We start from the raw sequence: 20,894 nt of genomic DNA on the forward strand, positions 1-20,894 counted from the left end.
ATGAGAACAGTCCTTCGGTATGTGAATACACGGGTTCAGGAAAGAAATGATCGGTCGGTGTTCCCACGACGTCGGCTGCCTTGTGCATCCTCTGGCGCCACTCATACCGTCCGTGCGCAGGGTTCGTTCTGAGCGGGAGGCGGTACCGATGGAGAGGTGATACCTGAGTGGTGTCGAGGTGGGGGAGTCCGGTCATGACAGAGCCGGCAAGTGCACAGGCGTGTGAGGCGGGAACAGGAGGAAGCCGCGAAGGGGCTTCCCGGTGTTTATGTGCGACTGATCGAGAGCTGAACCAAGGAAACTGTTTGTGCTCTGAAAGGAAGAGTGAAGGCCAGTGATGGGGGGCCGCGACGGATCAGGGTGCCGCGTAGGAGCGCGGAGCGAAGCCCCAGGAAACCTGCGAGACCAATGATCAGCAGCGCGATCATGCACATGGCGTCCATCATGGAGTGCCCGTTCGGGCAGGTCAGCTCACACAGGGAGCCGTCGGCAGAGCCATGGCCATCGGAGGAGGAGGCGACCATCACCGCTGCTAGACCTGTAGCTAAACCTGCTGCTGGGCCTGCTTCCGGGACGGTGGTTCCGGCCGTCATGAGGGTTCCGGTGGCTTCCGAAGCGGTGGGCGCGGAAGCGACGGTGTGGGTCGGAGCAGTGTGGGTGGAAGCCGTGTGGCCTGCTGGCTCACCGATGGTCGGGCTAATCCATAGGTGCATCGCCAGTATGCCGACCAGAAGAGTCAGGAGCCGTAGCGTCCACGTCAGGGACACGAGGGTTCCGGTTGCGGAGGATCGCTGGGATCGAGGAACGGTGAGCAGCAGATCTTTCACTGTGTGTTCGTCCCTCCCCTCATGCTTCAGCGATCCTTCAACTCGAAATAATACCCGGGTGGGGTACACCCTCAGGGCCGGGATCAGGTTTGACGTTCACATCAACAGTAGGGGCCCGGCACCCGATGATGCCAAGCGGCAGTTTTCCTGCCGGAGCCCAGCTCGCATGCCCTTTGGTGTCCGGAAGCTGGGCGGTGTATGCCAGTGCGGGCTGTTCTGCCCGCTCTCTGCCCAACGGTCTGCAGGCTCTGGTGGTGCCCCGGGGTGAGCCCTGTCGTCACGGCCTTCCCACCGGTGTCCGCCGCTTTTCAGGGGTGCTGAGTGCGGGCGAGGACACCGGTGGGACCGGTAGCGGTGAAACCGGCGGGTGCTAGGCCGTGGTGCTGATCCGTTCCGGGTCGAGGTCGATCCGGCGCAGCAGTTGCGCGTTCAGCGCCACCACGATCGTGGACACGCTCATCAGGACCGCGCCGGCGGCAGGTGAGAGCAGGATCCCCGCGAACGCGAGCACGCCCGCGGCCAGGGGGACGGCGAGGACGTTGTATCCGGTGGCCCAGATGAGGTTCTGGATCATCTTTCGGTAGCTGGCCCGGGACAGGTCGATCATCGCCAGCACGGCCCTCGGGTCGTTTCCGGCCAGGACGACGCCGGCGGATTCCATGGCCACGTCCGTTCCCGCCCCGATCGCGATGCCGACCTCGGCCCGGGCGAGGGCTGGGGCGTCGTTCACGCCGTCGCCGACCATCGCGACTCTCAATCCGCGGGATTGCAGTTCGGTGACCTTGGAGTCCTTGTCCTGCGGCAGGACGTCGGCGAACACCTCATCGATGCCGAGCTCCTGACCGACGACGTCGGCGACCTGGCGTGCGTCGCCGGTGATCATCGCGACCTTCACCCCGCGGTCCTGCAGGGCCTTCACGGCGGCCCGGGATTCCTCCCGTACCTTGTCCTCGAGCCGGACTGCGCCGATGACGGCACCGTCGCGGATGATGTGCAGCACGGACGCGCCGCGGCCCACCCATTCCTGCACGGTCCCGGCGATGTCGGCAGGGGTAGTGAGTCCCAGTTCCTTGAGCATGTTCGGGCCTCCCACGGCGACGTCGTGGCCTCGGACGGTGGCGCGGACACCACGCCCGGTCATGGATGCGAAACCCGTGCCGGTGTAACCGAGGTCTGCAGCTGCCGGGTTGGATCGTGCGGCGGTGACAATGGCCCGGGCGACGGGGTGCTCACTGTCGGCCTCTGCGGCTCCCGCCAAGGCCAGGAGCTCAGCCTCGCTGACACCGTTGACCGTAGTGGTCGCGGTGACGGCGTGCTGTCCTTCGGTGAGGGTGCCGGTCTTGTCGAACAGGACGACGTCGATCGTGCGCATCCTCTCCAGGGCAATGCGGTTCTTGATCAGCACCCCGGCCTTCGCGGCGCGTTCGGTGGAGATCGCGATCACCAGGGGGATCGCCAAGCCCAAGGCGTGCGGGCAGGCGATCACGAGAACCGTGACCGTGCGGATGACGGCATCATCAGGGCTTCCGAGGAGCATCCAGGCGATGAAGGTCAGGATGCCGGCGCCGAGGGCGAAGTAGAACAGCAGGGCCGCGGCCCGATCCGCAAGAGCTTGGGCCCTTGAGGAGGAGGCCTGCGCCTCGGCGACCAGACGCTGGATCCCGGCCAAGGTTGTATCCGCGCCGACCGCCGTGACCTGCACCCGGACGGCGTTATCGGTGGCCACCGTTCCGGCGACGACGGTCTCACCGGCGGTCCGGGACACGGTGCGCGATTCGCCGGTGATCATCGACTCGTCGAACTCCGCGACACCGTCGACGATCTGCCCGTCTGCCGGCACCCGGGCACCGGAACGGACGAGAACCACGTCCCCGGTGACCAGGGAACTGACCGGGACGGTTTCAACACGCGCATCGGTTCCCGTGCCGGTGACCCGGTCTGCTTCGTCGGGCAGGAGCGCTGCCAGGGCGTCCAGGGCTCCTGCGGCCGAGCCGAGGGCCCGCATCTCCATCCAGTGCCCGAGCAGCATGATGACCACCAGCAGGGCGAGCTCCCACCAGAAGTCCAGGTCGAACCCGCCGACACCGAGGGTGGTGATCCAGGAGGCGATGAACGCGACGCTGATCGCCATTGCGATTAGCAGCATCATGCCCGGCTGCCGGGACTTCAGCTCCGTCACCCCGCCCTTGAGGAACGGGGCCCCGCCGTAGACGAAGATGACCGTCCCCAGGATCGGGGCGATCCACCTCGAGCCCGGGAACTCCGGCGGCATGTACCCGAAGAGCATCGTGAACATAGGACTGAACGCGACCACGGGGATCGTGAGGATCAGGCTGAGCCAGAACTTGTTCTTGAACATCGCCGTGGAATGCCCGGCGTGCTCCCCATGGGAGTGGACCTGATGATCCTCATCCACATCCCCACCCGAGTGACCTGAATGACCGGCGTGACCTACATGACCAGTGTGGTCGGTCGGAGCGGTGTGGCCGACGGGGTGCTGTGTTTCAGCGAGAGCGGAGTGGGCGTCTGCCTGGGGCATGGCCTGGCCGTGAGTAGTGCGGGCGTCATCGCTGCCGTTGGCTGCAGCTTCTGTGACGGTGGGCGTGGCGGCGGGCGTGCTGGTGGGACTGTCGGATCCCTGGTGGTGATTGTGGTGGTGTGGGTTGTTCGTCATGATCAAGCCCTTTCCGGGGGCACCTGAGAGCAGGTATGTTCTGGTCCCTGCAGCGCTCCTACATCAAGCGTTACAGGGCCTTATTTGGAGGCCAGCTGGTATCCGGCGTCCCTGATCGTCGAGGCGACAAGCCCGGCGTCGAGGGGTGTGGTGCTGGTGACATGCAGGGTGGAAGTGCCACCGGCGACGAGATCGACACGTGCCTCACGGACCCCGGTGATCTTCCCGACAGCCCCGCTGACCCTGGACGCGCAGGAGCCGCACGTCAGACCAAGAACCGGGAACGCCGCGGACACGTCGTCGGACGTGATCGGAGCAGCCGACACTGCAGCTTCCTGAGGGGCGCAGCAGGAACACCCGGAGGGGCTCTTCTCCGTGACGGGAAGCAAAACAGTAGACGAAGCGGTCGATGAAGCAATGGACGAATCGGTGGATGAAGTGGTCGACGGAGCAGATGTGCCGCACATGGGAACCTCCAAGGGAACAGGGAATGCGTGAGGGAACCGAAGCGCTGCAGGAGGTCAGGATCAGCGAGCCTGCCCCGCCATCACAATGGTTCCGGTTGTCATGCCGGAAACCTCGTAGGAGGGCCCGACAGCAACGAAATTATACCCCCCTGGGGTATCTGTCAAGCGGATTCTTGCTCGCTCTCACATCGACGAATTCATGGCCGGTCGTGGTGAGCGGGGGCTAGCGTGAGACGCGGGGCGCCGGCCCCGGATGCCCCTGAACCTTCAGTAAATCTTCAGTAGACCGACGGATAAGGAGCGGAACAATGACTCACATCACCTCCATGCTTGAGACGTACCCGAAGGATCTTGGCGGTATTGACCGCGAGAAGCTGGCCGAGTGCATCGCGGCCTGTTTCGAGTGTGCGCAGACCTGCACGGCGTGCGGGGACGCGTGTCTGAGCGAAGACATGGTTGCCGAACTCACCAAGTGCATCCGCACGAACGCTGACTGCGCGGACATCTGCGCCACGACCGGCCGAATTCTCTCCCGGCATACCGGTTATGACGCGAACATCACGCGAGCTGTCCTGCTGGCCTGCGAAGTCGCTTGCAAGGCGTGCGCCGATGAATGTGAGCAGCACGCGCAGATGCACGAGCACTGCAGGATCTGCGCCGAAGCATGCCGCCGCTGCGAGAGGGCTTGCCGCGAACTCGCCGCTACTTTCAGCTGAGCTCGGTCACCGGTGGCTGCCCCCACACTCCAGCCTCCAGGGGCAGCCACCGAGTAGCCGTCTTCGGAAAACCCTCACCCCGTCACATCCAGCGCTCATGTTCAGCGCTCGGTGAGGAGGCCTGGGTCTAGCGCAGGAGCCTGCTGATCGCTTGGGTTGCTTCCTTGACCTTGGCGTCGATGACGTCGGAGGATCCGCTCGTCGCGGCTTCGTGAGCGGCGTCGACGACGCAGTGCTGCATGTGGTTCTCGAGCAATCCGAGGCTGACTGCGTGCATGGCACTGTTGACCGCGGCGACCTGGGTGAGGATGTCGATGCAGTACTTGTCCTCATCGACCATGCGGGCGATACCGCGCACCTGGCCCTCGATGCGCTTCAGGCGTCGCAGGTACGCATCCTTGTCCGCTGCGTATCCATGGGCTGTGTGCCCAGTCACCTTCTGATTTTGGCCCGCGTCGGGTGCTGTGGCCTCACCGGCTGCTTCAGAAACCGCTTCGTGAGATGTTGCAGTGCTGGCATGCGTTCCGGTTCCGGAGCTCACGGTCATTCCCTTTCACCACCAAACGATGCGATCCGGTTGCGCCGGCCCGAGATCGTTGGTGCCTTCCCCTGCTGCGCCCATCGCGCAGCAACTTCCAGTATCGCTGGTCGTTAGGGCCCCTGTCCTTATATCCGCGGCATATCGGCGGCGCTTTGTTGACCTCGGTAACCATCAGGTATCCGGCTCACGGCGTGTTGCGAAGACACGCCGTGCTCCGTTACCTGAACGTGACTTTGATACCACCCTGGGGTATTCTCGTCGAATGTTCCCGGCACCCCGCCGAGACCATACTCCCGCGCAGAATGCCGAGCCCTGCCGCTGCATCCGGGAACCGTTCGTACCACCCAGTAGGCAGGGACGGGGGAACCACGTTTCCACCGGGCCACCGCATGTATCTGTGCGATGACCCTCGGGGTTAAGTCGATCCGACAACCTAGGCACGACCTGCACGTAGCGTCCGCGACGGCAGGGTAGTGCCCAGGGCTTGAACGACGGCCGGGTGAACTCCCATCCGAACCCGACAGCTCACCCCGCAGGCATGGGAGAGGCAATCACCATGTCACGTACGTCCATTCCGGCGCGCCACCGCGCCGTCGTCACCCACTCCATCGCCCTCGAGGGCCTGTCGCACTCCGCGAAGACCGGTGCCGTAGCACTCGGTAAGCCCGCCATCATCGCAGCAGCAACCGGCGGCCTCGTCTTCGCCGTCGGCGCCCCCGCACAGGCCGGCACCTACACCCAGGAAGCCACTACGGGCACCGTAGCCCAGGCTCCCGTTGCAGCCGCACCCGTCGCCCCCGCAGTTGTTGCAGCTCCTGCCGCTGCAGGCGTGCACACCGTCGTCGCCGGCGACACCCTCGGCGCCATCGCTGCCAAGCACGGACTAAACCTCAACACGCTCCTGGCCCAGAACGGCCTGTCCTACGCGTCGATCATCTACCCCGGGCAGCAAATCAAGCTCACCGGCGGAGCAAGCGTTGCCGTCAGCCCCGCGGCGGTCCCCGCAGCAGCACCGGCCAGCCAGGTCTTCTACGCAGCACCCGCCCCCGCAGCTGCCGCAGTGGCACCCGCACCCGCAGCCGCACCGGCCGGCATCCAGCTGACCTCCGCGACCATCGCACCGATCGCCCCGGCAGCCCCCGCGGCTCCTGCGGTCCCCGCCAGCGGCGTCGGCGCCGCCCTCGTCGCCTCGGCCTACGGCCAGCTCGGCTCCATCCAGGACTGCACCATCCTCGTCGAGCGGGCCCTGCGCTCCATCGGCAAGAACGTCGGAGACCTCGGCCCCACGCAGTTCTACCAGTACGGCACAGTCGTCTCGACCCCCGCCCCCGGTGACCTGGTCATCCGCCCCGGCCACATCGGCATCTACGTCGGCAACGGCGAAGTCATCAGCAGCGGCATGAACGGCGCGAACCTCACGATCAAGCACCCCCTGTCGGACCTCGCCGGTTCGTCCTTCGTGCGCGTCAACGGCTAACACAGATTCAGCGGACGCCCAGCGTCCGTAAGCTGAACAAGAGTGGCAGGTGCCCTGGACGGGGGTACCTGCCACTTTTTGTTAAAGCCCGTCCGCAGGCTCCTACTCAGTCACACGCATGCGCCGGCTCTTGAGGTCGAGGTAGAGGGCGACGCATCCAGCGTGAGTGGGCGCCCACTAGGTCGAAGTAATCCCCGAAACGGTGAAGGTGCGGGACGAGGTGCTGGTGCTGTGACTGTCAGCGGTCAGTAGTAAACATCGTTTACTACTGACGCAGGAGGTCTTCGTGGTGAGTCGTAAGCAGTCTCCTCAGCACCCAAATCATGTCGTGTCCGTGCGACTGACGAATGACATTATCAAGCGCCTGGACGCCTTGGCGGATCGCACGAGCCGAAGCCGCGGGGTGTACCTGAGGTCAGCGATCATCAGGATGCTGCCTACGCTCGAGGCTGAGCACTGGTCGCAGACGAGCACCGAGTACGAGAACGACTTTTTTAAGCAGGAATTTGTTCAGCTCACCACCTCGCTTCTCGGAGACGAGTCGGTAGAAGATTCAGTCCGAGACGACTAACGGCGTCAGTCGGTGCTCTGATGTCGTAAGTGACTCGCAGTCTGTTTCATCGCGCGTTCATTGCGTGCACGGGTGATCTTGTATAGCCAGTTCGGCACTTGAGGGGTGGTTCGACGGAGGTCAAAGAGACGTTCCTGCCAGACGAGAAGATCCTGCGGCTCGATGGACTGGTCTCGTCGGGAAAAGCGCCTCCCTATTGTTGCCGCGAGGTCCGCTCGGTCGCGCGCGGCTTTCCACGTGTTCATGACGTACTCGGATACATCGAGGAATGCCGGTAGGACGGGGAAGAGAGCTCCCAAGAGGAAAGTGGCGAGGGTGACTCCGCTGATGCTCGCCCAAGTAATGAGACCGGCGAGCCAGAGGATTGCCGCGGCAGCCCACACAGTGACGGTTGTGCGGATAAGCCTGTCTGTGTAGGCGGCGTTGCTGCGTTGGGCGATGGCTATGGTCGTGGTGCCAGGACTGTCAGCGTCGACGGTGTACCAGTCGACAAGTTTTTCCTTCTTCGCCACGTCCCGGAGTGGCTTCTTATCAGCGGCGATGAGCGCAATGTCTTCGGGCGTGGGGCGACCTGAGCGATCGATGGTATCTGGCATGTCGAACAGGTACTGGTCCAGCTCCTCCTGCACGCAGGCGGCCTTGAGCATGGTCCGGTTCTCAAGTAGAGCAAGGACGGTCCGGCCGGCGAAGAGCCATACACCGGTGACGGCAGCGACGGAGACAGCAACTGCAGGAGCAAGGAGCGAGAAGAACGGTCCTCCGAGGCCGATGACGAGGATCCCGATCCATCGCAGGCTCTGCCACCGCTTCGCACGGTTGTAGAACCTGCGCTGCGCAACAAGGAGTTGCAAAGCCCGTTCGTCATTCTGTCGACGAGCGATCGTTGAACTGGATGGGGGCTGGTAATCGTGTGAACTCATCGCAGGTCAGAGATTGAACAGCAACTTCAGTTGCTCGATTGCTTTCTCCTGATTGTCGGCCCGCTCGTATTCCCGGGCTTTGCCCGCGCGGGCCACCGCGGTCTCGAGCTTCGATAAGGCATCTACCTTGTTGCCGATTGATGATGTCGCGGTAAAGCGCGATCCAAGCCCCGTTGGATCGTTCATCGCCGCCAGGTTCGCATCCAGGATCTTCTTAAGGGCGAGATGCAGGTCCATGACCGGCAGGTAGGTTGACTCGCCATCGAGGTGCTTCGCGGCGCGCATTTCGAGGTAACAGGAGGATACCGGTACGTTGCGCCGGTATTTCCAAATTTTTATCTGCCGAGCCAGCTTCTTCGCGGCACCGTTGTGCTTCTTGTTTACTTCGCCGACGTACTTGTTGTGCTCCTCGGGGAAGGTCTTCATCCATCCGCCAGTCGGATCCGGGATCAGATAGCCGCTGTCGGAGTAGAAGCCAGGAACGACCTCTACGTCGCCGTCACTGAACCGGCACACGACGGCGGGTTGCCGCGTGACGATCGGCGTGTTGGGGTACCGGGCCTGCAGCGCCGCCTTCACCTTATTGAGGGTCGTCAACTGGGACTCGGGTCGAGACCCCTTTAAGGAGACCAGGTAATCGGCGTCGCTGTGCTTCCAGATACCGGTGCCATGGCGAAGGGATCCGATCTCGAACATTCGGAAGATCCCGAGCGATGCGTTGAGCTTGTTTTCGATCTCTGTTCGATGAATTCGTGCGCCCGTGAACTGGGCGGGTGATGGTACCCAGGTGTCTGTGGTCGTGTTCAGCCATGCTTCTGCGCTCTGCGTCATTTCCGCCCCATTCCGGTTGACTGGTCCGTACTACCCACTGCGTGGTTTGGTAATGGCTCCAAGGACTTGACCCTTCCACTACACAGTTCTCATCATGTCGTACGTCACCGACGAAACAACTTGGACGCGGGACGCGTGAAGCTCTTCCTGAGTCGGGTGCTGCCTGTGGCTTCGTTCGCTTGGTGGCGGGGTTTTTGCAGCGCTCCGTGGCGGTCTTGTTGCCGCGATCACGCAGGACTGGCTGCAGGTAGGTGTCGCGGTCTGAACCGAGAGGGGTGCGCCCGGTCGGGGCCGTTTGGATCGCTGCCGCTACGTCAGAGTCCGAAGGCTCCGCCGCTGACGAGGATCACGATGCCGAGGCCGATGAGAACGATGGGGAAGAGGATGTGCTCCCAGCGTTCGAGCACTTCGGCGATCGGGGGGCGGGTGGCGACGAACTTTGCCAGGGCCACCAGGACCGCGACGAGCGCGAGGAAGACGATGCAGTAGGCGACTACTGCGAGAGGTTCCACGCTGAGGAAGACAGGGGTGTAGACGCCGATGTTGTCGCCGCCGTTGGCAAGGGTGACGCCTGCGACTGTCCACACGCCGACCTTCTTGCCGGCAACCTTGGCCTCGTCGTCATCGTCATCATCGTCTCCGCGCCAGGCCTGCCATGCGGCCCAGAGGCCGAGGCCCAGAGGGATGAGACCGAAGTACGGGATGGCTGCCGAGGGCAGGAATGCTCCGGCACCGATGGTCACCAGGACCGCGGCACCGAGGATGCCGGCGAATCCGAGGTACTGGCCGGCCAGAATGCGGGCGGTAGTGCCGCGCTGGCCTGCCCCTCGCGCGAAGAAGAGGGAGAGCACGATGATGTCGTCGATGTTGGTCGCTGCGAACAGGCCCATCGCCTGCAAGACCGAGGTGAGGATCATGCGCCCTCCCCAGCTGCGTCGCATCCGGGAAGCGAGCAGGCGGGATCGATGCACGGGGCGTCTTCGTCCACTGCCAGGGTGGCATCGACCAGTGCCGTCAGCGCCTGCGCCAGGTGCGAATCGGCGATCTCATATCGTGTCCGACGACCCTCGGGCTCGGAGACGACGATCCCGCAATCGCGCAGGCATGCCAGGTGGTTGGACACGTTCGGGCGTGTCAGGTCCAGATCTCGGGCCAGTTCCGCCGGGTAAGCGGGATGGTCGAGCAGGGTCAAGATGATCCGGGATCGAGTGGGGTCGGCCAGTGCACGACCCAGGCGGTTCATCACGTCGAGACGCGAAGCAATAGTCAGCATGGACTGAACTATACAGCGCGCACTGAACACTCGGTCACAGGCGTCAGCCCAGATCGCATGCCCGTAAGGGGATCGCTATATGGGACGCAATCCGGGCTATCCACGTCGACTCGCCGAGGCCGGAAATTCCGCACTTCGGTGTAAGCAGCTTCGTTCGGTGTCGTCGTTCTCGCACCGCTCCATGTCGTGATCGAATCCCGGTAGGTGATGAACGGACGGCTCGAGTTCTGATCACGTCATGCCGATATGATCATGCGATGCGACAGCGGGTGGGCGTGAACAGAGTATTGGTCGCGAGCGTGGGGGTGCTCGTGGTGACGGCGTACGCGGGGTTGATGGCCTTGCAGGCGCTTGTTCTCGACCCGCTCGAAGCCGTTCCAGGACAAACACTTGCGCAGATCCACACGCACCTCAGCACCCAAGGCTTCGATGTTGCGGGAGACATCCTGTCTGTACTCGTGGCCGCCGCGATCGGTGTCGTGCTGGCGGTGGTTGTCGCGGTATCGAGCATCTTTCTGCGGCTGAAGCCGACGATGGTCGCCGTGCTGTTCCTCGCAGTGTTGGCTCTTGGCGCGCCCGTGACCTTTGGTACTGGCTTCGCGCTGGGGATGGACGTCGCAGACGCGTACGCCGTCGGTGGCGAGAGCCACACGGTGTGGGCAGGAGTGCTCTACATGTCGAGCCTTGCAGCACTCGTCGCGATCCCGCTGACCTTCGCGGGCTCGTGGGCTCGGAGGAACCGGCAGCAGGGCCGCACGGCTCTCGCGTAACGACGCGGTTGGTTTGCCTTGAACTCGAACAGTCCTCGTTGATGCGTTGGTACACCGCGAGCTCGAGTGCAGCGCCGACGCTGCTATGGCTACACGGCGGCGGGTTCTTCCGAGGAAGCCCCGATCTTGCGGAAGCACACGAAGTAGCTCAGGCGCTCGTGCGACGCGGCGTGACGGTGGCCACCACGACCTATTGCCTGGCACCAGTTCCCGGACTCGCGCGTATAGCTGCTCCTGGTCAGCGGCGCGGACGATTCCCGCGTGCCCTCGACGATGTCGTAGCGGCGTATCACGAGGCGCGAGCGATATCGGGGGGTGACATCCTGCTTGGTGGAGCGAGCGCGGGAGCATGCCTGGCGGCCGCGGCTACCCTGCGGGCGCTCGATGAGAAAGCGGGACCATCAGGCGTGGTTCTCGCGTACGGGTTCTTCCATGCCACCCACCCGCGCGTCCGCGACAGCCGACACCGATCGCGACACCATCGCCGTCTCACGCACGCGACATGGGCGCTGAATGTGATGAACCGCAACTACGCAGGCTCACCAGAGGCGCTCGGTGATCGGTTGGCGTTCCCCGGGGGTCATGACGTCGCCGGCTTCCCGCGCACACTCATCATCAACGTAGAGCGCGACAACATGCGTGCATCCGGAGATTTATTCGCATCGGAACTGCGAACGTCCGGCGTCGACCTGCATCATCACGTCGCGCCAGGGACGACTCACGCGTTCCTGAACCGACCCGGCCTTCCACCGTTCCTCACGGCGACGGACATGATCGCGAAGTGGATCGCTGCTCCTTCCGTTTGACAGTCGATTGACGAGGAGGTCGACTGCGCCATTGGGAACGTCCCAAAACCTCCGAATTCGGTACCTCGGATCGAGGTCGCGGTGAGATCTGTGAGTCGCAACGCTAAGTGGCGCGGTTTTCGCAGTAGTTAGTGGCCGATGAGGAGTGCTTCTCGGGCAGCGTCGACGAGTTCTGGTGTGAGGGTGTCGAGCTTGTTGAGGGTCTGGATGCGGGTGATTTGGGTGAGGAGCCGGTTGACGAGGCGGAAGTTGCCACCGGTGATGCGGACGATGGTCGCTATTGCGGTGGCGTGGGCGATTTCGTCATTTGGTGTGTTCTCGGTGTTGGGAAGTCGGTTGGTGAGGACTGCTGTGAGTTCATCGGGTGTCAGAGGCCGGTACTCGTGGGCGAAGCCGATACGGCTGTAGAGCTGGGGGTAGCGGGCGAGCCTTTTCTCGATGCCTGGCATGCCGATGAGGATGACGCCCATGTGGTGGCGGTCGAAGTAGTCGCGGATTTGCTCGAGGCCGGGGGCTTTGAGGCGGTCGGCTTCGTCGATGATGAGGAGTTCTGTATGGCCACTGGAGCGGGATTTGGTGTGGACAAAGGGGTCGATCTTGCCGTGCTCGGCGTAGTCCACGGCGTAGGAGATGTGTTGGCATGCCTGCGGCAGGCCTTGATCGATTTGCCGGATAGTTGCGGCGACGGTGGGAGTGAAGAACGCGGTACGTGCTTGGAGCACCCGTTCCGGTACGGGACCGAGGTCGTCGGCAATCTCTCCTCGCCATTGATCCCAGTCGTCGGCGGCGGCGTAATGGCGGGCTGAGAGGGTTTTACCGACTCCGGGCGGTCCCCAGCAGAGACCGATGTAGCGGTGGGCGCGGACCGCGTCGGCGAATTCGGTGAAACGACGATGCTCACGTGTGGCTTGGAGAGGGGGCCGGTCTGGGATTGCTGAAGGTCTGTCGTTGATTTCCCCGAGGGCGTAGGTGAGGAATCTGCGGCCGTCGTCTGCTTTGCCGAGGACGCTGGGATTGGGGTTAGTCGGTGGCATAAAGGCGCAATCCGTGTCGTAGGGCGGTCTCTTCAGTGGTTTCATCGGCGGTGATCGGTGTGATGCTTTGTTTCGGACTCTGCGGGCTGAGTGGTTCGACCAATGCATACCGGGTATCTGTGGGGAGGGCGTCTGCGAGGCTGCGGCGTTGCCGTAGCTGGTCTTTGAGGTTGCGTCGGCGTGTGGATCGGGCGGCCCGGAGTTCTTCGAGTGAGACGGATGCGGCGGCGAGTTCAGGGGCGATGGCACGGCAGAGGTACTCACCGTTGTAATAGATGCGGATTTCGCCGACGTCGCGTGGGTTGAAGCGCACGGTGACCTGCTCTCCGACGTAGGCCGCGAGGACGGGTGAGATGTATCGGGTGGAAGCGAACTGCACGCCGTCGCGCTGCACTTTCCGGGTGGTGGCAGCGGTCAGCAGGAGCAGGTCCAGGTCGTCGGGTCGGACCGGGCTGCGCGGGATGAATCCGGAAGCGGACCACCGGTGTGCGGGTGCCTCTCCGGTCTGAGAGTGCCGGCGCTGGTTGTAATCGGCGATGATGAACCGTTCCAGGGTCCCGTCGAGCTGCTCAAGGTTCAACGCCGGTGGGGAGAGAGGTTTGCCGTTCGTTTCATGCGGGATATACCCGGACAGGTGGGGTAGCAGTTCGGTGGTGATGGTGCCGTAAAAGCGTTCGATTTTCCCGCGGCCCTGCGGGACGCCGACCTTTGAGTGAATGAGCTGGATGTGGGTGTCCAGACATACCTGCTCGAGGCGGGCAGAAGTGAAATCAGAGCCGTGGTCGCTGTAGAGCACACAGGGCAGTCCGGACACGGGCCAGGCGGGGTCCGTCTTGCGGTTCACGGCCTGATGCAGCGCCAGGGCGGTCTGCTCCGCGGTCGGAGCTCCCAGGAACACGGTGTACCCGGCGACGGCTCTCGAGTAGTCATCGAGCACCACGGTCAGCCACGGCCGCACCGGGTTGCCGGCCTTGTCCAGGATCATGACGTCCAGAGCGTGTGATCGGCTTGCCACTGCTCGTTGGGGTGGTTCGCGGTCCGGCGGAAGACCAGCTCAAACTTGTCCCGGTACGCGGCGTCCCCGTGTTGGGCGAGGGTCCGCAGGCCCGGGTCGATGGCGTTGATGATCGCCCGGACGCTGGAATAGCTCGGCGCTGGGAGCCCTCGGTCGCGGGCGATGTCGGTTACGCGCCGGTGGATGAACGCTTTACTGGGTTCGGGCCGGCGAAGCGCCAAGCCCTCAATCGCTTCCACGAGTTCAGCGGGAAGGCGTCTTGTGCCGCAGTCAAGCCGGTGAGCTGGTTGCAGACTGGCCGACGACGGATCGGCGCGGTACCTGGTGGCCCAGCGGCTCAATGTCCGCAGCGGAACCCCTGACTGCGCGGCGATGCGGGTCCAAGGAACGCCCTGGTCGTGCTGGCGCAGCAGGTCGATTCTGTCCTGGACGCTGCGCCGCACCACGGTCGACCGCTCCTATGCCCTGACGTCTTCGCCGAGATGGCGGTAAATCGTCCCGCGGGAAACTCCAAACGTCTCGGCGATCTGCTGCACCGTGTACGTCTTTTCGTCATACATCGCCCGCGCCTGTCGGATCTTCGTCGCACTCATCTTGATCCGGCCACCACCTTTGCGGCCGCGTGCCCTGGCCGCTGCCAGACCATCCTTCGTACGCTCCACAATGAGATCGTGTTCGAACTCCGCAATCGCTGCGAGCATGTGGAAGAACAACCGTCCCCCAGGGGTCGTCGTATCGATGCCCTGGGAGAGGGCTTTCAGTCCGACACCCCGTTTTTCGAGCCCGTCGACAACTTCCTTGAGGTTCCGCACCGATCGGCCGAGGCGGTCGAGCTTGGTCACGACGAGGGTGTCACCGGCGCGAAGGTAGTCCAGCGCGTCCTCGAGGGCGGGCCGCTTCGCGAGGACACCTGACGCGTGCTCGATGAAGACTTTCTCGCACCCGGCGGCCTCGAGCACGTCGGTCTGACCGTCGAGATTCTGCTCCCGGGTCGAAACACGCGCATAACCAACAGCTGCCATAGCTGGAACTGTACCGTCAACGTAGGTCGCAGTACATAGCTCTCGGACACGACTCATGGAACACGGCACGCCGTTCCCGTCATTGTCCTAGCCGATTGTCCTATGGACGGTCGTTCATGGGAGTGATGGAGGCGGGCGATGCCTGACTGTTAAAGGAGCAGATTCTTCGATCTGGACGTGACATGGTTCAGCCGCGTCCAAGATCAAAGCATGGAGCCGAGGTCGGATCCGGTTGATGGGTAGATCGCGGTGGTTGATTTGAGGTGCCGGGTGGTGAGCCCGTGTTTCATGGCGAGGCTGATGGTGTTCGCGAGTTCGGCGTAGCCGTGTCCGAAGAGGTGAGCGCCAACAATGAGGTCAGTGTCTTTGTCGATCAGGATCTTCGTTGCTCCTGCGGTTTCGCCGATCCGGTAGTTCGAGTACCACCGGCTGGTATCGGTGTAGCGGATGTCGATGTTCAGGCCGCTGTTACGTGCTTCGTGTTCGAGCATGCCGACGCGGACGAGTTCGGGGACGGTGAACACTGTGGTGGGGGTGGCGGCGTAGTCCGGGACGCTCGTAGAGGATTTGAGCATGTTCGAGGCGGCGACTTTCGCTTCGATGACTGCGACCGGGGTGAGGGGCAGCCCGGCGGTGTTGGCTGCGTCGCCGGCCGCGTAGACGGCCGGGTTGGTGAGGCTTTGCAAGTGGCCGGCGACCTCGACGCCGTTGTCACCGTGTGCCACCTGACCTGCTTCGAGGTTCAGCCGGGACAGTTCTGCGACTCTTCCGGCGCCGTGAACGATGAGATCTGCCTGCAAGACCTGCTGCGTGCTGGTATCGCTGCTACCGCTGGTATCGGTGTAGATAGTGTACCCGCTGGTGGTCTTCGTGATCGCTGTGATGCTGGTGCGGCGTCGCACCTCGACTCCGGCGTCGGCACCGCGGCGGATCAGCAGTTCGACGAGGTCCGTGTCGAAGGATTTCAGTGGGTGCTGTCCTCGGTCGAGGATGATCGGGGTGCTCCCTGCCCGTGCCGCGATGTGGGCGAACTCGAAGGAGATGAACCCGCCGCCGACGAACACGATCCGGGGCGGCAGTGCTTCTAGGTTCAGGAAGTCGCTGCTGTCGATCACGTACTCATGTCCGGGGAAGTCCAGGGGCCGCGGGACAGCTCCCGTCGCGATCAGGATCTTTGACGCCTCATAAGAGATTCCTCCGACGTCGACTTGTGTGGGTCCGGTGAACGTTGCCATCCCGTGCAGGGTTTCGACACCATGAGCCTTAAGGTCTTGCTCCATCGACTCTGGAACGGGGTCCGTGAAGCCGTGCTTGTGCTTCATCAGGTCTCCCCAGTTGATGGAAAGCCCTCCAGTGTCGATGCCTTTGCCGGCCATGAGCCGCGCGGCGTCGACCACCTCGGCGCCCCGGCGCAGGATCTTTTTCGGGTCACAGCCACGCAGCGCGCAGGTTCCGCCGTACGGCAAGGCATCGACGATGCCGACCCGCCAGCCCTTCGACGCAGTTTTCGTGGCGGCAGCAACTCCTGCCATTCCTGCCCCGATGACTAACGCGTCATAGGTATTCGTCATGAAAGTAACCTCGTCTTCAGTCGTGGAAAGTGATGCCCGCGGTGCTCGCTCAGCCGATGGCGTCTCTGAGCTGCGCCATGCTCGGCGCGCCGGCAGGCCCGTCATCGGTCATATACCGGCGGCAGGCGAGCCCCACGGGAGCAGCTGAACCACCGAATGCATCAACACCGTCGACCAGGATGGTGGGAGAGCCGTGGAATCCTGCGCGTTCGGCCTCCTCCACGGTGTCGATGAGCTGGTACCGGAGCGTAATGTCCGGACGTTCCGCAGCAAGCAGCCGCAGCCGTTCGTCAGCGACGGTCCAGTTCGGGCAACCATCGAAATATTGCAGGGTGATATCCATACGGTCACCGTAAACCTTGCAGTCAGCTACAAGGTCAAGGGGTAGGCTTTGAGCATGTTGATCGGGGAGCTTTCCGCCGTCACGGGTGTGGACAGTCAGACCATCCGTTTCTACGAGCGTCAGGGCCTGCTACCCGAACCCCGGCGGGCCGCGAACGGTTACCGTGCGTACGACGCGACAGCCATCAACCGGTTGCAGTTCATCCGCGCCGCGCAAGGAGCCGGTCTCGCCCTGGCTGACATCGCGCAGGTCCTCAGCCTCCGTGATGCGGGCCAAACTCCCTGCACGCACGTGTCCCTCGTCCTGGAGCAGAAGCTTGCCGAGGTACGGACACGCTTGCAGGAACTCGCCGATCTGGCCGGCGAGCTCGAGGACCTGATCGAGAGCAGCCGCACCCTGGACCCGGCCGATTGCGGCCCAGCAGATATCTGCCAGATCCTCACACCGAAGACAGGGCCCTCGCGCGAAGCGTCCCTCACGCCAACCACCATCGAGTCCTAGACTGGCTCATGACATCCGCACCTCAGAGCAGCCAGACAACAGCTACCTGTTCCTGCTGCGGACAGCACCTCACCATGAAGAAGCTGCACGCCGTGGCAGACGGAGCCGCATACATCTGCCGACCATGCGGACTCTGGATCGCCTTCAAACGTCGGTAGCGGATAACAACGCCATTTACCGCTGCGACTTACATGCCAGTTAGCGCTGCAATCTACACCTAGAAGCTCCTTTCGTGTAGCAGTACTCAGTGCCAGAATCTATGTTTCACTCCTGCTCCTTTGGAATGAGTTCCGCTACATTGAAGAGCATGGGACATCTTTTGGGTTACGCGCGAGTGTCTACGACCGACCAGGACGCCACGTTGCAGGTCGACGCGCTGACTGCTGCCGGCTGCTATCGGGTGTTCGTTGACACCATTTCGGGGTCCCTCGATCAGAGGCCGGAGCTCACGAAGCTGTTGGATCAGCTCAGGCCCGGGGACACGCTCGTGGTGTGGCGGCTCGACCGGCTCGGCCGCTCCATCCGTCACCTCATCGACCAGCTCACAGCGCTCCAGGACAAGGGCATCGGGTTCAAGTCACTTCAGGAAACGATCGACACAACCTCACCTGGCGGTCGGCTCGTCTTCCACGTCTTCGCCGCTCTCGCCGAGTTCGAACGTGACCTTATTAAGGAGCGCACGAACGCCGGTCTCGCGGCAGCCCGAGCTCGAGGCCGCACCGGTGGGCGCCCACCGCGACTCAGTCCTCAACAGGCCACGGCCGCGAGGCGAATGTATGAGCAGCAGGACATGACCGTCGAACAGATCGGTCAGGTCCTTGGAGTCAGCAGGACCACCATTTACCGGACACTCAAACGCGACCAGCCGGCTCCTGCAAAGGGGCGAAAGCCGAGATCGAAATCACCGGCGAAATCAGCGGCCGAGGTCGAAGCACTCCAGGCCAGGCTCGCACCAGAGGTTTCTCGATGATCAGGACAACACGATGATTCGACTCATTCGTTGGTTGCTCACCTCGAGCATCCGGTACAGCTACCTGTTCGTCCGCGCCATCCTCCGGCTACCGCTGCTGCTGCTGCCCATCCCGCCGCGGGTCCGGAACCAGGTCGCCGGCACCCTGGCGATCGCACTCTGGTTCTTCCTGCTGCTCGTCCCGGTCGCCGTCTCCGATTCCCCATGGTGGGCCGAGTGGCTGGTCATTGGCGCGGCCGCTCTAGTCATCGTCGGTGTGGTGCGGATGGAGGGCCGCCGGCCGATCGTCCGCCGTCCCGCGCGGGTCCGATGACGTCCTGGCGGGGGTAGTCGGCGATGAGGCAGCGCAGGGGAGAGTCTGACCGGTTCTGGGAGAAAGTCGTCAAGGGCCCGCGGCCGCATGACTGCTGGATCTGGACCGGCGCCGTGGCCGACGACGGCTACGGGCGGTTCTGGGTCACCAGAGGCGGCGAGCAACGCGCCCTGCGGCCGCAACGCTACGCCTACGAACACCTCACCGGGGAGACCCTGCACCCCGGCATCGCGCTCATGCACGTCTGCGACGTGCCGCTGTGCGTGCATGCCAGCACCGGGACGGACACGCACCTGCTGCCCGGCACTCAAGCGTTGAACATGATCGACCGGTCCCAGAAAGGCCGGCACGCCAACGACTCGACCTTCCGATGGCGCGGCGTCGGCCGTGCCCAGTTCCGCGCCCAGTCGCTCACACTGCGCACAGCCCTCCTCGAGCACGGATGGAACGAGCCGATCATCCGACCCCTCCTCACCGGCATCGACCCCGAAGCACCAACGCTCTTCTAACCACGGAAGGGCCCACTCGGCCATCGCCGTGTCAGGGCCGTGTTCTACGCTTCGTAGTGGAGTCCTGTCCGGGGTGTCCGTCGTACCCGACCTACCGTCGTTGGAGCATGATGCCTGCTAGCTCGATACCGCGCCCCGCGGACCTGGCCCAACGCGTCCGCCGCGCCTTCCGTGCCCGGGTCTCCGGCGACCCCACCGGGGCGCCGGACTGGGTGCGCGACATCGCCCTGGTCGGGGAGGGACCGGGCTGGTTCGAGCCCGACGGCGTCGTCTGGCGGGTCCACGGCGACCTCTCCACCCTCGTCGGCGGGGTTGCGGCCCTCCTCGGGCAGGGCGCACACCCGCTGGCGATGGCCGGGGTCGCACGGCACTCCACCTACCGCAGCGACCCCTGGGCCCGCCTCGCCGGGACCGCACGCTGGCTCACCGTGAGCACCTTCGGCTCGGCGGAGCTCGCCGAGCGGGAGACGGCGCGGGTCCGCGGTATGCACGGGCGGGTCCGCGGCACCACCGACGACGGTCGCGCCTACTCCGCCTCCGACCCCGCCCTGCTGCGCTGGGTGCACCTGGCCTTCACCGACGCCTTCCTCGGCGCCCACGAGGCCGTCGGCCACGACCTGGCCCCGCGGTTCGGCCGCGACTGGGCCGACACCTACGTCGCCGACTGGTCCCGCAGCGCGCGGGCGCTCGGGGCCGAGGACCTCCCGGTCAACCGACGGGAACTCGCCGAGGCCCTGCGCGCGTTGGAGCCCGACCTCGAACCCGTTCCCGCCGAGCTCCTCACCTTTCTCTCCGCACCGGACGGGTTGAACCGGGCCGAGCGGATCTTCTACAAGGGCCTGGCCGTCGCCGGGGCGCTGGTTCTCTCCCCGTCCGTGGCCCCCCTCGCCGGCGTACCCGGCCGCGGTGACCGCTCGCCCGCGGACCGCCTCCGCTTGCAGCGCACCCGCATACAGTTGCGGGCCTTCCAACTGGCCCTCGGGCCGCACAGCCCCTCCGAGGACGCGGCGCGCTACCGGATCGGCCTCGCCGGCCCCCCGGACTGGCTCAGCTGAGCCTCGGCCGCGCCGGCATTGACCCGGAAGCACCAACACTGTTCTAGGCAGTCGGCGGAGCCTGCGCCTCGGAATCTTCTGGTGAGTCCTGCGGCTGAGATGCTTTCTTCCGCGCTTCCTTCCGGGCTTCCTTCCGATCAGCCGACACGATCGGATCGAATGTCTCTTCCTTCGGCTCGATACGGAGCGGCGCCGGCGGAGCTTGCGGTAGCGGTTCGTCCGTCACCGGCTGCACGCGGTCGGCGCCGATCACGTAAGTTTCATTCTCGCCGTCGGCGAGGACGGTGAAGTTGTATGCGTCCTTCTTCTTGATGCGGGTCCATTCCCGTTTTTTGATCTCGCCCTCGACAATCTGGTCTCGGCGCGGGTGTCCGTACCTGATTCGGTCCCCAACGTGCCACTTCTCGCCCCAACGCTCTTCGCTCATGAGTTTGAGCCTACCGAGCGTTTTCAACCTCTGAGCGGTCCTGCGCTTCGCTTCGGCGTGATGAGGTCCGGGCGCTCCTTCGTCGCACCCGACCCTGACGTTTTTTGCTGCTGTCCTGCGGATTATGCGCCCCCGCTCCACAGCGTCAACCGGCTCCGCCGGCATCGGACACACCCATCCTGTCCGGCGCTCCTAATTCGTTGTTAGGCGGCATTTCACAAGCCCGTATCGGTCGGACTGGGAAGGCTGTCTTTGGGGTTC

26 protein-coding genes and 1 riboswitch are annotated in these 20,894 nt (G+C 64.0%); of the genes, 11 read left to right on the top strand and 15 right to left on the bottom strand.

Translation table 11 applies throughout. The annotated features are described in order from the left end of the window. Positions 1 to 266 precede the first annotated feature (266 nt). The 3 genes from ACX80P_RS16260 to ACX80P_RS16270 form a co-directional block, all read right to left on the bottom strand. Positions 267 to 827 (bottom strand): hypothetical protein, encoded by a 561-nt coding sequence (locus ACX80P_RS16260; protein ID WP_459279153.1) that lies wholly within the window; start codon positions 825 to 827, stop codon positions 267 to 269. 370 nt (positions 828 to 1,197) lie between these two features. Beyond that, positions 1,198 to 3,366, bottom strand: coding sequence for a heavy metal translocating P-type ATPase (locus ACX80P_RS16265; protein WP_459279172.1), 2,169 nt, complete (start codon positions 3,364 to 3,366; stop codon positions 1,198 to 1,200). A 215-nt stretch (positions 3,367 to 3,581) separates the two neighbouring features. Continuing rightward, positions 3,582 to 3,827, bottom strand: coding sequence for a heavy-metal-associated domain-containing protein (locus ACX80P_RS16270; RefSeq protein ID WP_459279154.1), 246 nt, complete (start codon positions 3,825 to 3,827; stop codon positions 3,582 to 3,584). A 49-nt stretch (positions 3,828 to 3,876) separates the two neighbouring features. Here ACX80P_RS16270 and ACX80P_RS16275 point away from each other — a divergent pair, with 49 nt between their 5' ends. Together ACX80P_RS16275 and ACX80P_RS16280 are read left to right on the top strand one after the other, a co-directional pair. Then, a complete protein-coding gene (locus ACX80P_RS16275; RefSeq protein WP_459279155.1) occupies positions 3,877 to 3,999 on the top strand; it encodes a hypothetical protein in 123 nt (40 codons plus the stop codon). A gap of 277 nt (positions 4,000 to 4,276) precedes the next feature. Continuing rightward, the gene (locus ACX80P_RS16280) at positions 4,277 to 4,684 is read left to right on the top strand and encodes a four-helix bundle copper-binding protein (RefSeq protein ID WP_459279156.1); all 408 of its coding nucleotides are present in this window, start codon (positions 4,277 to 4,279) and stop codon (positions 4,682 to 4,684) included. A gap of 127 nt (positions 4,685 to 4,811) precedes the next feature. Here ACX80P_RS16280 and ACX80P_RS16285 read toward each other — a convergent pair whose 3' ends face one another. Beyond that, on the bottom strand, positions 4,812 to 5,231 hold the full coding sequence (locus ACX80P_RS16285; RefSeq protein WP_400485088.1) for a metal-sensitive transcriptional regulator: 420 nt from the start codon (positions 5,229 to 5,231) through the stop codon (positions 4,812 to 4,814). Between the two features lie 322 nt (positions 5,232 to 5,553). Further along, positions 5,554 to 5,779, top strand: a riboswitch (cyclic di-AMP (ydaO/yuaA leader). Positions 5,780 to 5,781: 2 nt separating this feature from the next. Between ACX80P_RS16285 and ACX80P_RS16290 the strand changes: the two genes are divergently transcribed. Both ACX80P_RS16290 and ACX80P_RS16295 read left to right on the top strand, forming a co-directional pair. After that, positions 5,782 to 6,702 carry a LysM peptidoglycan-binding domain-containing protein gene (locus ACX80P_RS16290; protein ID WP_459279157.1) on the top strand — a complete coding sequence of 307 codons (921 nt, stop codon included), beginning with the start codon at positions 5,782 to 5,784 and terminating at the stop codon, positions 6,700 to 6,702. Positions 6,703 to 7,036: 334 nt separating this feature from the next. Continuing rightward, positions 7,037 to 7,273, top strand: a complete 237-nt coding sequence (locus ACX80P_RS16295; protein ID WP_459279173.1) for a YlcI/YnfO family protein — start codon at positions 7,037 to 7,039, stop codon at positions 7,271 to 7,273. Positions 7,274 to 7,278: 5 nt separating this feature from the next. Here the strand turns inward: ACX80P_RS16295 and ACX80P_RS16300 are convergent, their stop codons facing one another. The 4 genes from ACX80P_RS16300 to cmtR all read right to left on the bottom strand — a co-directional run bounded on the left by ACX80P_RS16300 (position 7,279) and on the right by cmtR (position 10,297). Next, complete coding sequence (locus ACX80P_RS16300; protein ID WP_400485085.1) at positions 7,279 to 8,193, bottom strand: S-4TM family putative pore-forming effector; 915 nt, start codon at positions 8,191 to 8,193, stop codon at positions 7,279 to 7,281. Between the two features lie 6 nt (positions 8,194 to 8,199). Continuing rightward, a complete protein-coding gene (locus ACX80P_RS16305; protein WP_400485084.1) occupies positions 8,200 to 9,024 on the bottom strand; it encodes an SMODS domain-containing nucleotidyltransferase in 825 nt (274 codons plus the stop codon). 314 nt (positions 9,025 to 9,338) lie between these two features. Continuing rightward, entirely contained in the window at positions 9,339 to 9,941 is a 603-nt protein-coding gene (locus tag ACX80P_RS16310; RefSeq protein WP_016997609.1) for a cadmium resistance transporter, read from the bottom strand. Then, positions 9,938 to 10,297, bottom strand: a complete 360-nt coding sequence (gene cmtR / locus ACX80P_RS16315) for a Cd(II)/Pb(II)-sensing metalloregulatory transcriptional regulator CmtR (protein WP_006590980.1) — start codon at positions 10,295 to 10,297, stop codon at positions 9,938 to 9,940. Before cmtR ends, ACX80P_RS16310 begins: the two co-directional genes overlap by 4 nt. Before the next feature lie 257 nt (positions 10,298 to 10,554). Here cmtR and ACX80P_RS16320 point away from each other — a divergent pair, with 257 nt between their 5' ends. Both ACX80P_RS16320 and ACX80P_RS16325 read left to right on the top strand, forming a co-directional pair. Continuing rightward, entirely contained in the window at positions 10,555 to 11,067 is a 513-nt protein-coding gene (locus tag ACX80P_RS16320) for a hypothetical protein (protein WP_459279158.1), read from the top strand. 41 nt (positions 11,068 to 11,108) lie between these two features. Continuing rightward, the gene (locus tag ACX80P_RS16325; RefSeq protein ID WP_459279159.1) at positions 11,109 to 11,873 is read left to right on the top strand and encodes an alpha/beta hydrolase; all 765 of its coding nucleotides are present in this window, start codon (positions 11,109 to 11,111) and stop codon (positions 11,871 to 11,873) included. A 128-nt stretch (positions 11,874 to 12,001) separates the two neighbouring features. On the opposite strand, the gene ACX80P_RS16330 is transcribed toward ACX80P_RS16325, so the two are convergent. The 6 genes from ACX80P_RS16330 to ACX80P_RS16355 all read right to left on the bottom strand — a co-directional run bounded on the left by ACX80P_RS16330 (position 12,002) and on the right by ACX80P_RS16355 (position 16,858). Further along, positions 12,002 to 12,907 (bottom strand): AAA family ATPase, encoded by a 906-nt coding sequence (locus ACX80P_RS16330; RefSeq protein ID WP_459279160.1) that lies wholly within the window; start codon positions 12,905 to 12,907, stop codon positions 12,002 to 12,004. After that, positions 12,894 to 13,892 carry a TnsB C-terminal domain-containing protein gene (locus ACX80P_RS16335; protein WP_459279161.1) on the bottom strand — a complete coding sequence of 333 codons (999 nt, stop codon included), beginning with the start codon at positions 13,890 to 13,892 and terminating at the stop codon, positions 12,894 to 12,896. The genes ACX80P_RS16330 and ACX80P_RS16335 overlap by 14 nt, the downstream gene beginning before the upstream one ends. Beyond that, positions 13,889 to 14,368: a helix-turn-helix domain-containing protein gene (locus ACX80P_RS16340; RefSeq protein WP_459279162.1), complete on the bottom strand. Its 480-nt coding sequence runs from the start codon at positions 14,366 to 14,368 to the stop codon at positions 13,889 to 13,891. The genes ACX80P_RS16335 and ACX80P_RS16340 overlap by 4 nt, the downstream gene beginning before the upstream one ends. 12 nt (positions 14,369 to 14,380) lie before the next feature. After that, positions 14,381 to 14,944 (bottom strand): recombinase family protein, encoded by a 564-nt coding sequence (locus ACX80P_RS16345; RefSeq protein WP_459279163.1) that lies wholly within the window; start codon positions 14,942 to 14,944, stop codon positions 14,381 to 14,383. 203 nt (positions 14,945 to 15,147) lie between these two features. Further along, on the bottom strand, positions 15,148 to 16,515 hold the full coding sequence (locus tag ACX80P_RS16350) for a dihydrolipoyl dehydrogenase family protein (RefSeq protein ID WP_459279164.1): 1,368 nt from the start codon (positions 16,513 to 16,515) through the stop codon (positions 15,148 to 15,150). Between the two features lie 49 nt (positions 16,516 to 16,564). Then, complete coding sequence (locus ACX80P_RS16355; protein WP_459279165.1) at positions 16,565 to 16,858, bottom strand: thioredoxin family protein; 294 nt, start codon at positions 16,856 to 16,858, stop codon at positions 16,565 to 16,567. A 54-nt stretch (positions 16,859 to 16,912) separates the two neighbouring features. Between ACX80P_RS16355 and ACX80P_RS16360 the strand changes: the two genes are divergently transcribed. The 5 genes from ACX80P_RS16360 (at position 16,913) to ACX80P_RS16380 (ending at position 20,206) form a co-directional block, all read left to right on the top strand. Continuing rightward, entirely contained in the window at positions 16,913 to 17,359 is a 447-nt protein-coding gene (locus ACX80P_RS16360) for a MerR family transcriptional regulator (RefSeq protein WP_459279166.1), read from the top strand. Between the two features lie 307 nt (positions 17,360 to 17,666). Beyond that, entirely contained in the window at positions 17,667 to 18,329 is a 663-nt protein-coding gene (locus tag ACX80P_RS16365) for a recombinase family protein (protein ID WP_459279167.1), read from the top strand. A gap of 13 nt (positions 18,330 to 18,342) precedes the next feature. Further along, a complete protein-coding gene (locus ACX80P_RS16370) occupies positions 18,343 to 18,642 on the top strand; it encodes a hypothetical protein (RefSeq protein ID WP_459279168.1) in 300 nt (99 codons plus the stop codon). 23 nt (positions 18,643 to 18,665) lie between these two features. Continuing rightward, positions 18,666 to 19,151, top strand: coding sequence for a hypothetical protein (locus ACX80P_RS16375; RefSeq protein ID WP_459279169.1), 486 nt, complete (start codon positions 18,666 to 18,668; stop codon positions 19,149 to 19,151). 107 nt (positions 19,152 to 19,258) lie between these two features. Further along, the gene (locus ACX80P_RS16380; protein WP_459279170.1) at positions 19,259 to 20,206 is read left to right on the top strand and encodes an oxygenase MpaB family protein; all 948 of its coding nucleotides are present in this window, start codon (positions 19,259 to 19,261) and stop codon (positions 20,204 to 20,206) included. 43 nt (positions 20,207 to 20,249) lie between these two features. On the opposite strand, the gene ACX80P_RS16385 is transcribed toward ACX80P_RS16380, so the two are convergent. Further along, positions 20,250 to 20,633, bottom strand: a complete 384-nt coding sequence (locus ACX80P_RS16385) for a hypothetical protein (RefSeq protein WP_459279171.1) — start codon at positions 20,631 to 20,633, stop codon at positions 20,250 to 20,252. Between the last annotated feature and the right edge of the window lie 261 nt (positions 20,634 to 20,894).

The organism is Arthrobacter arabinosi (assembly GCF_054511115.1).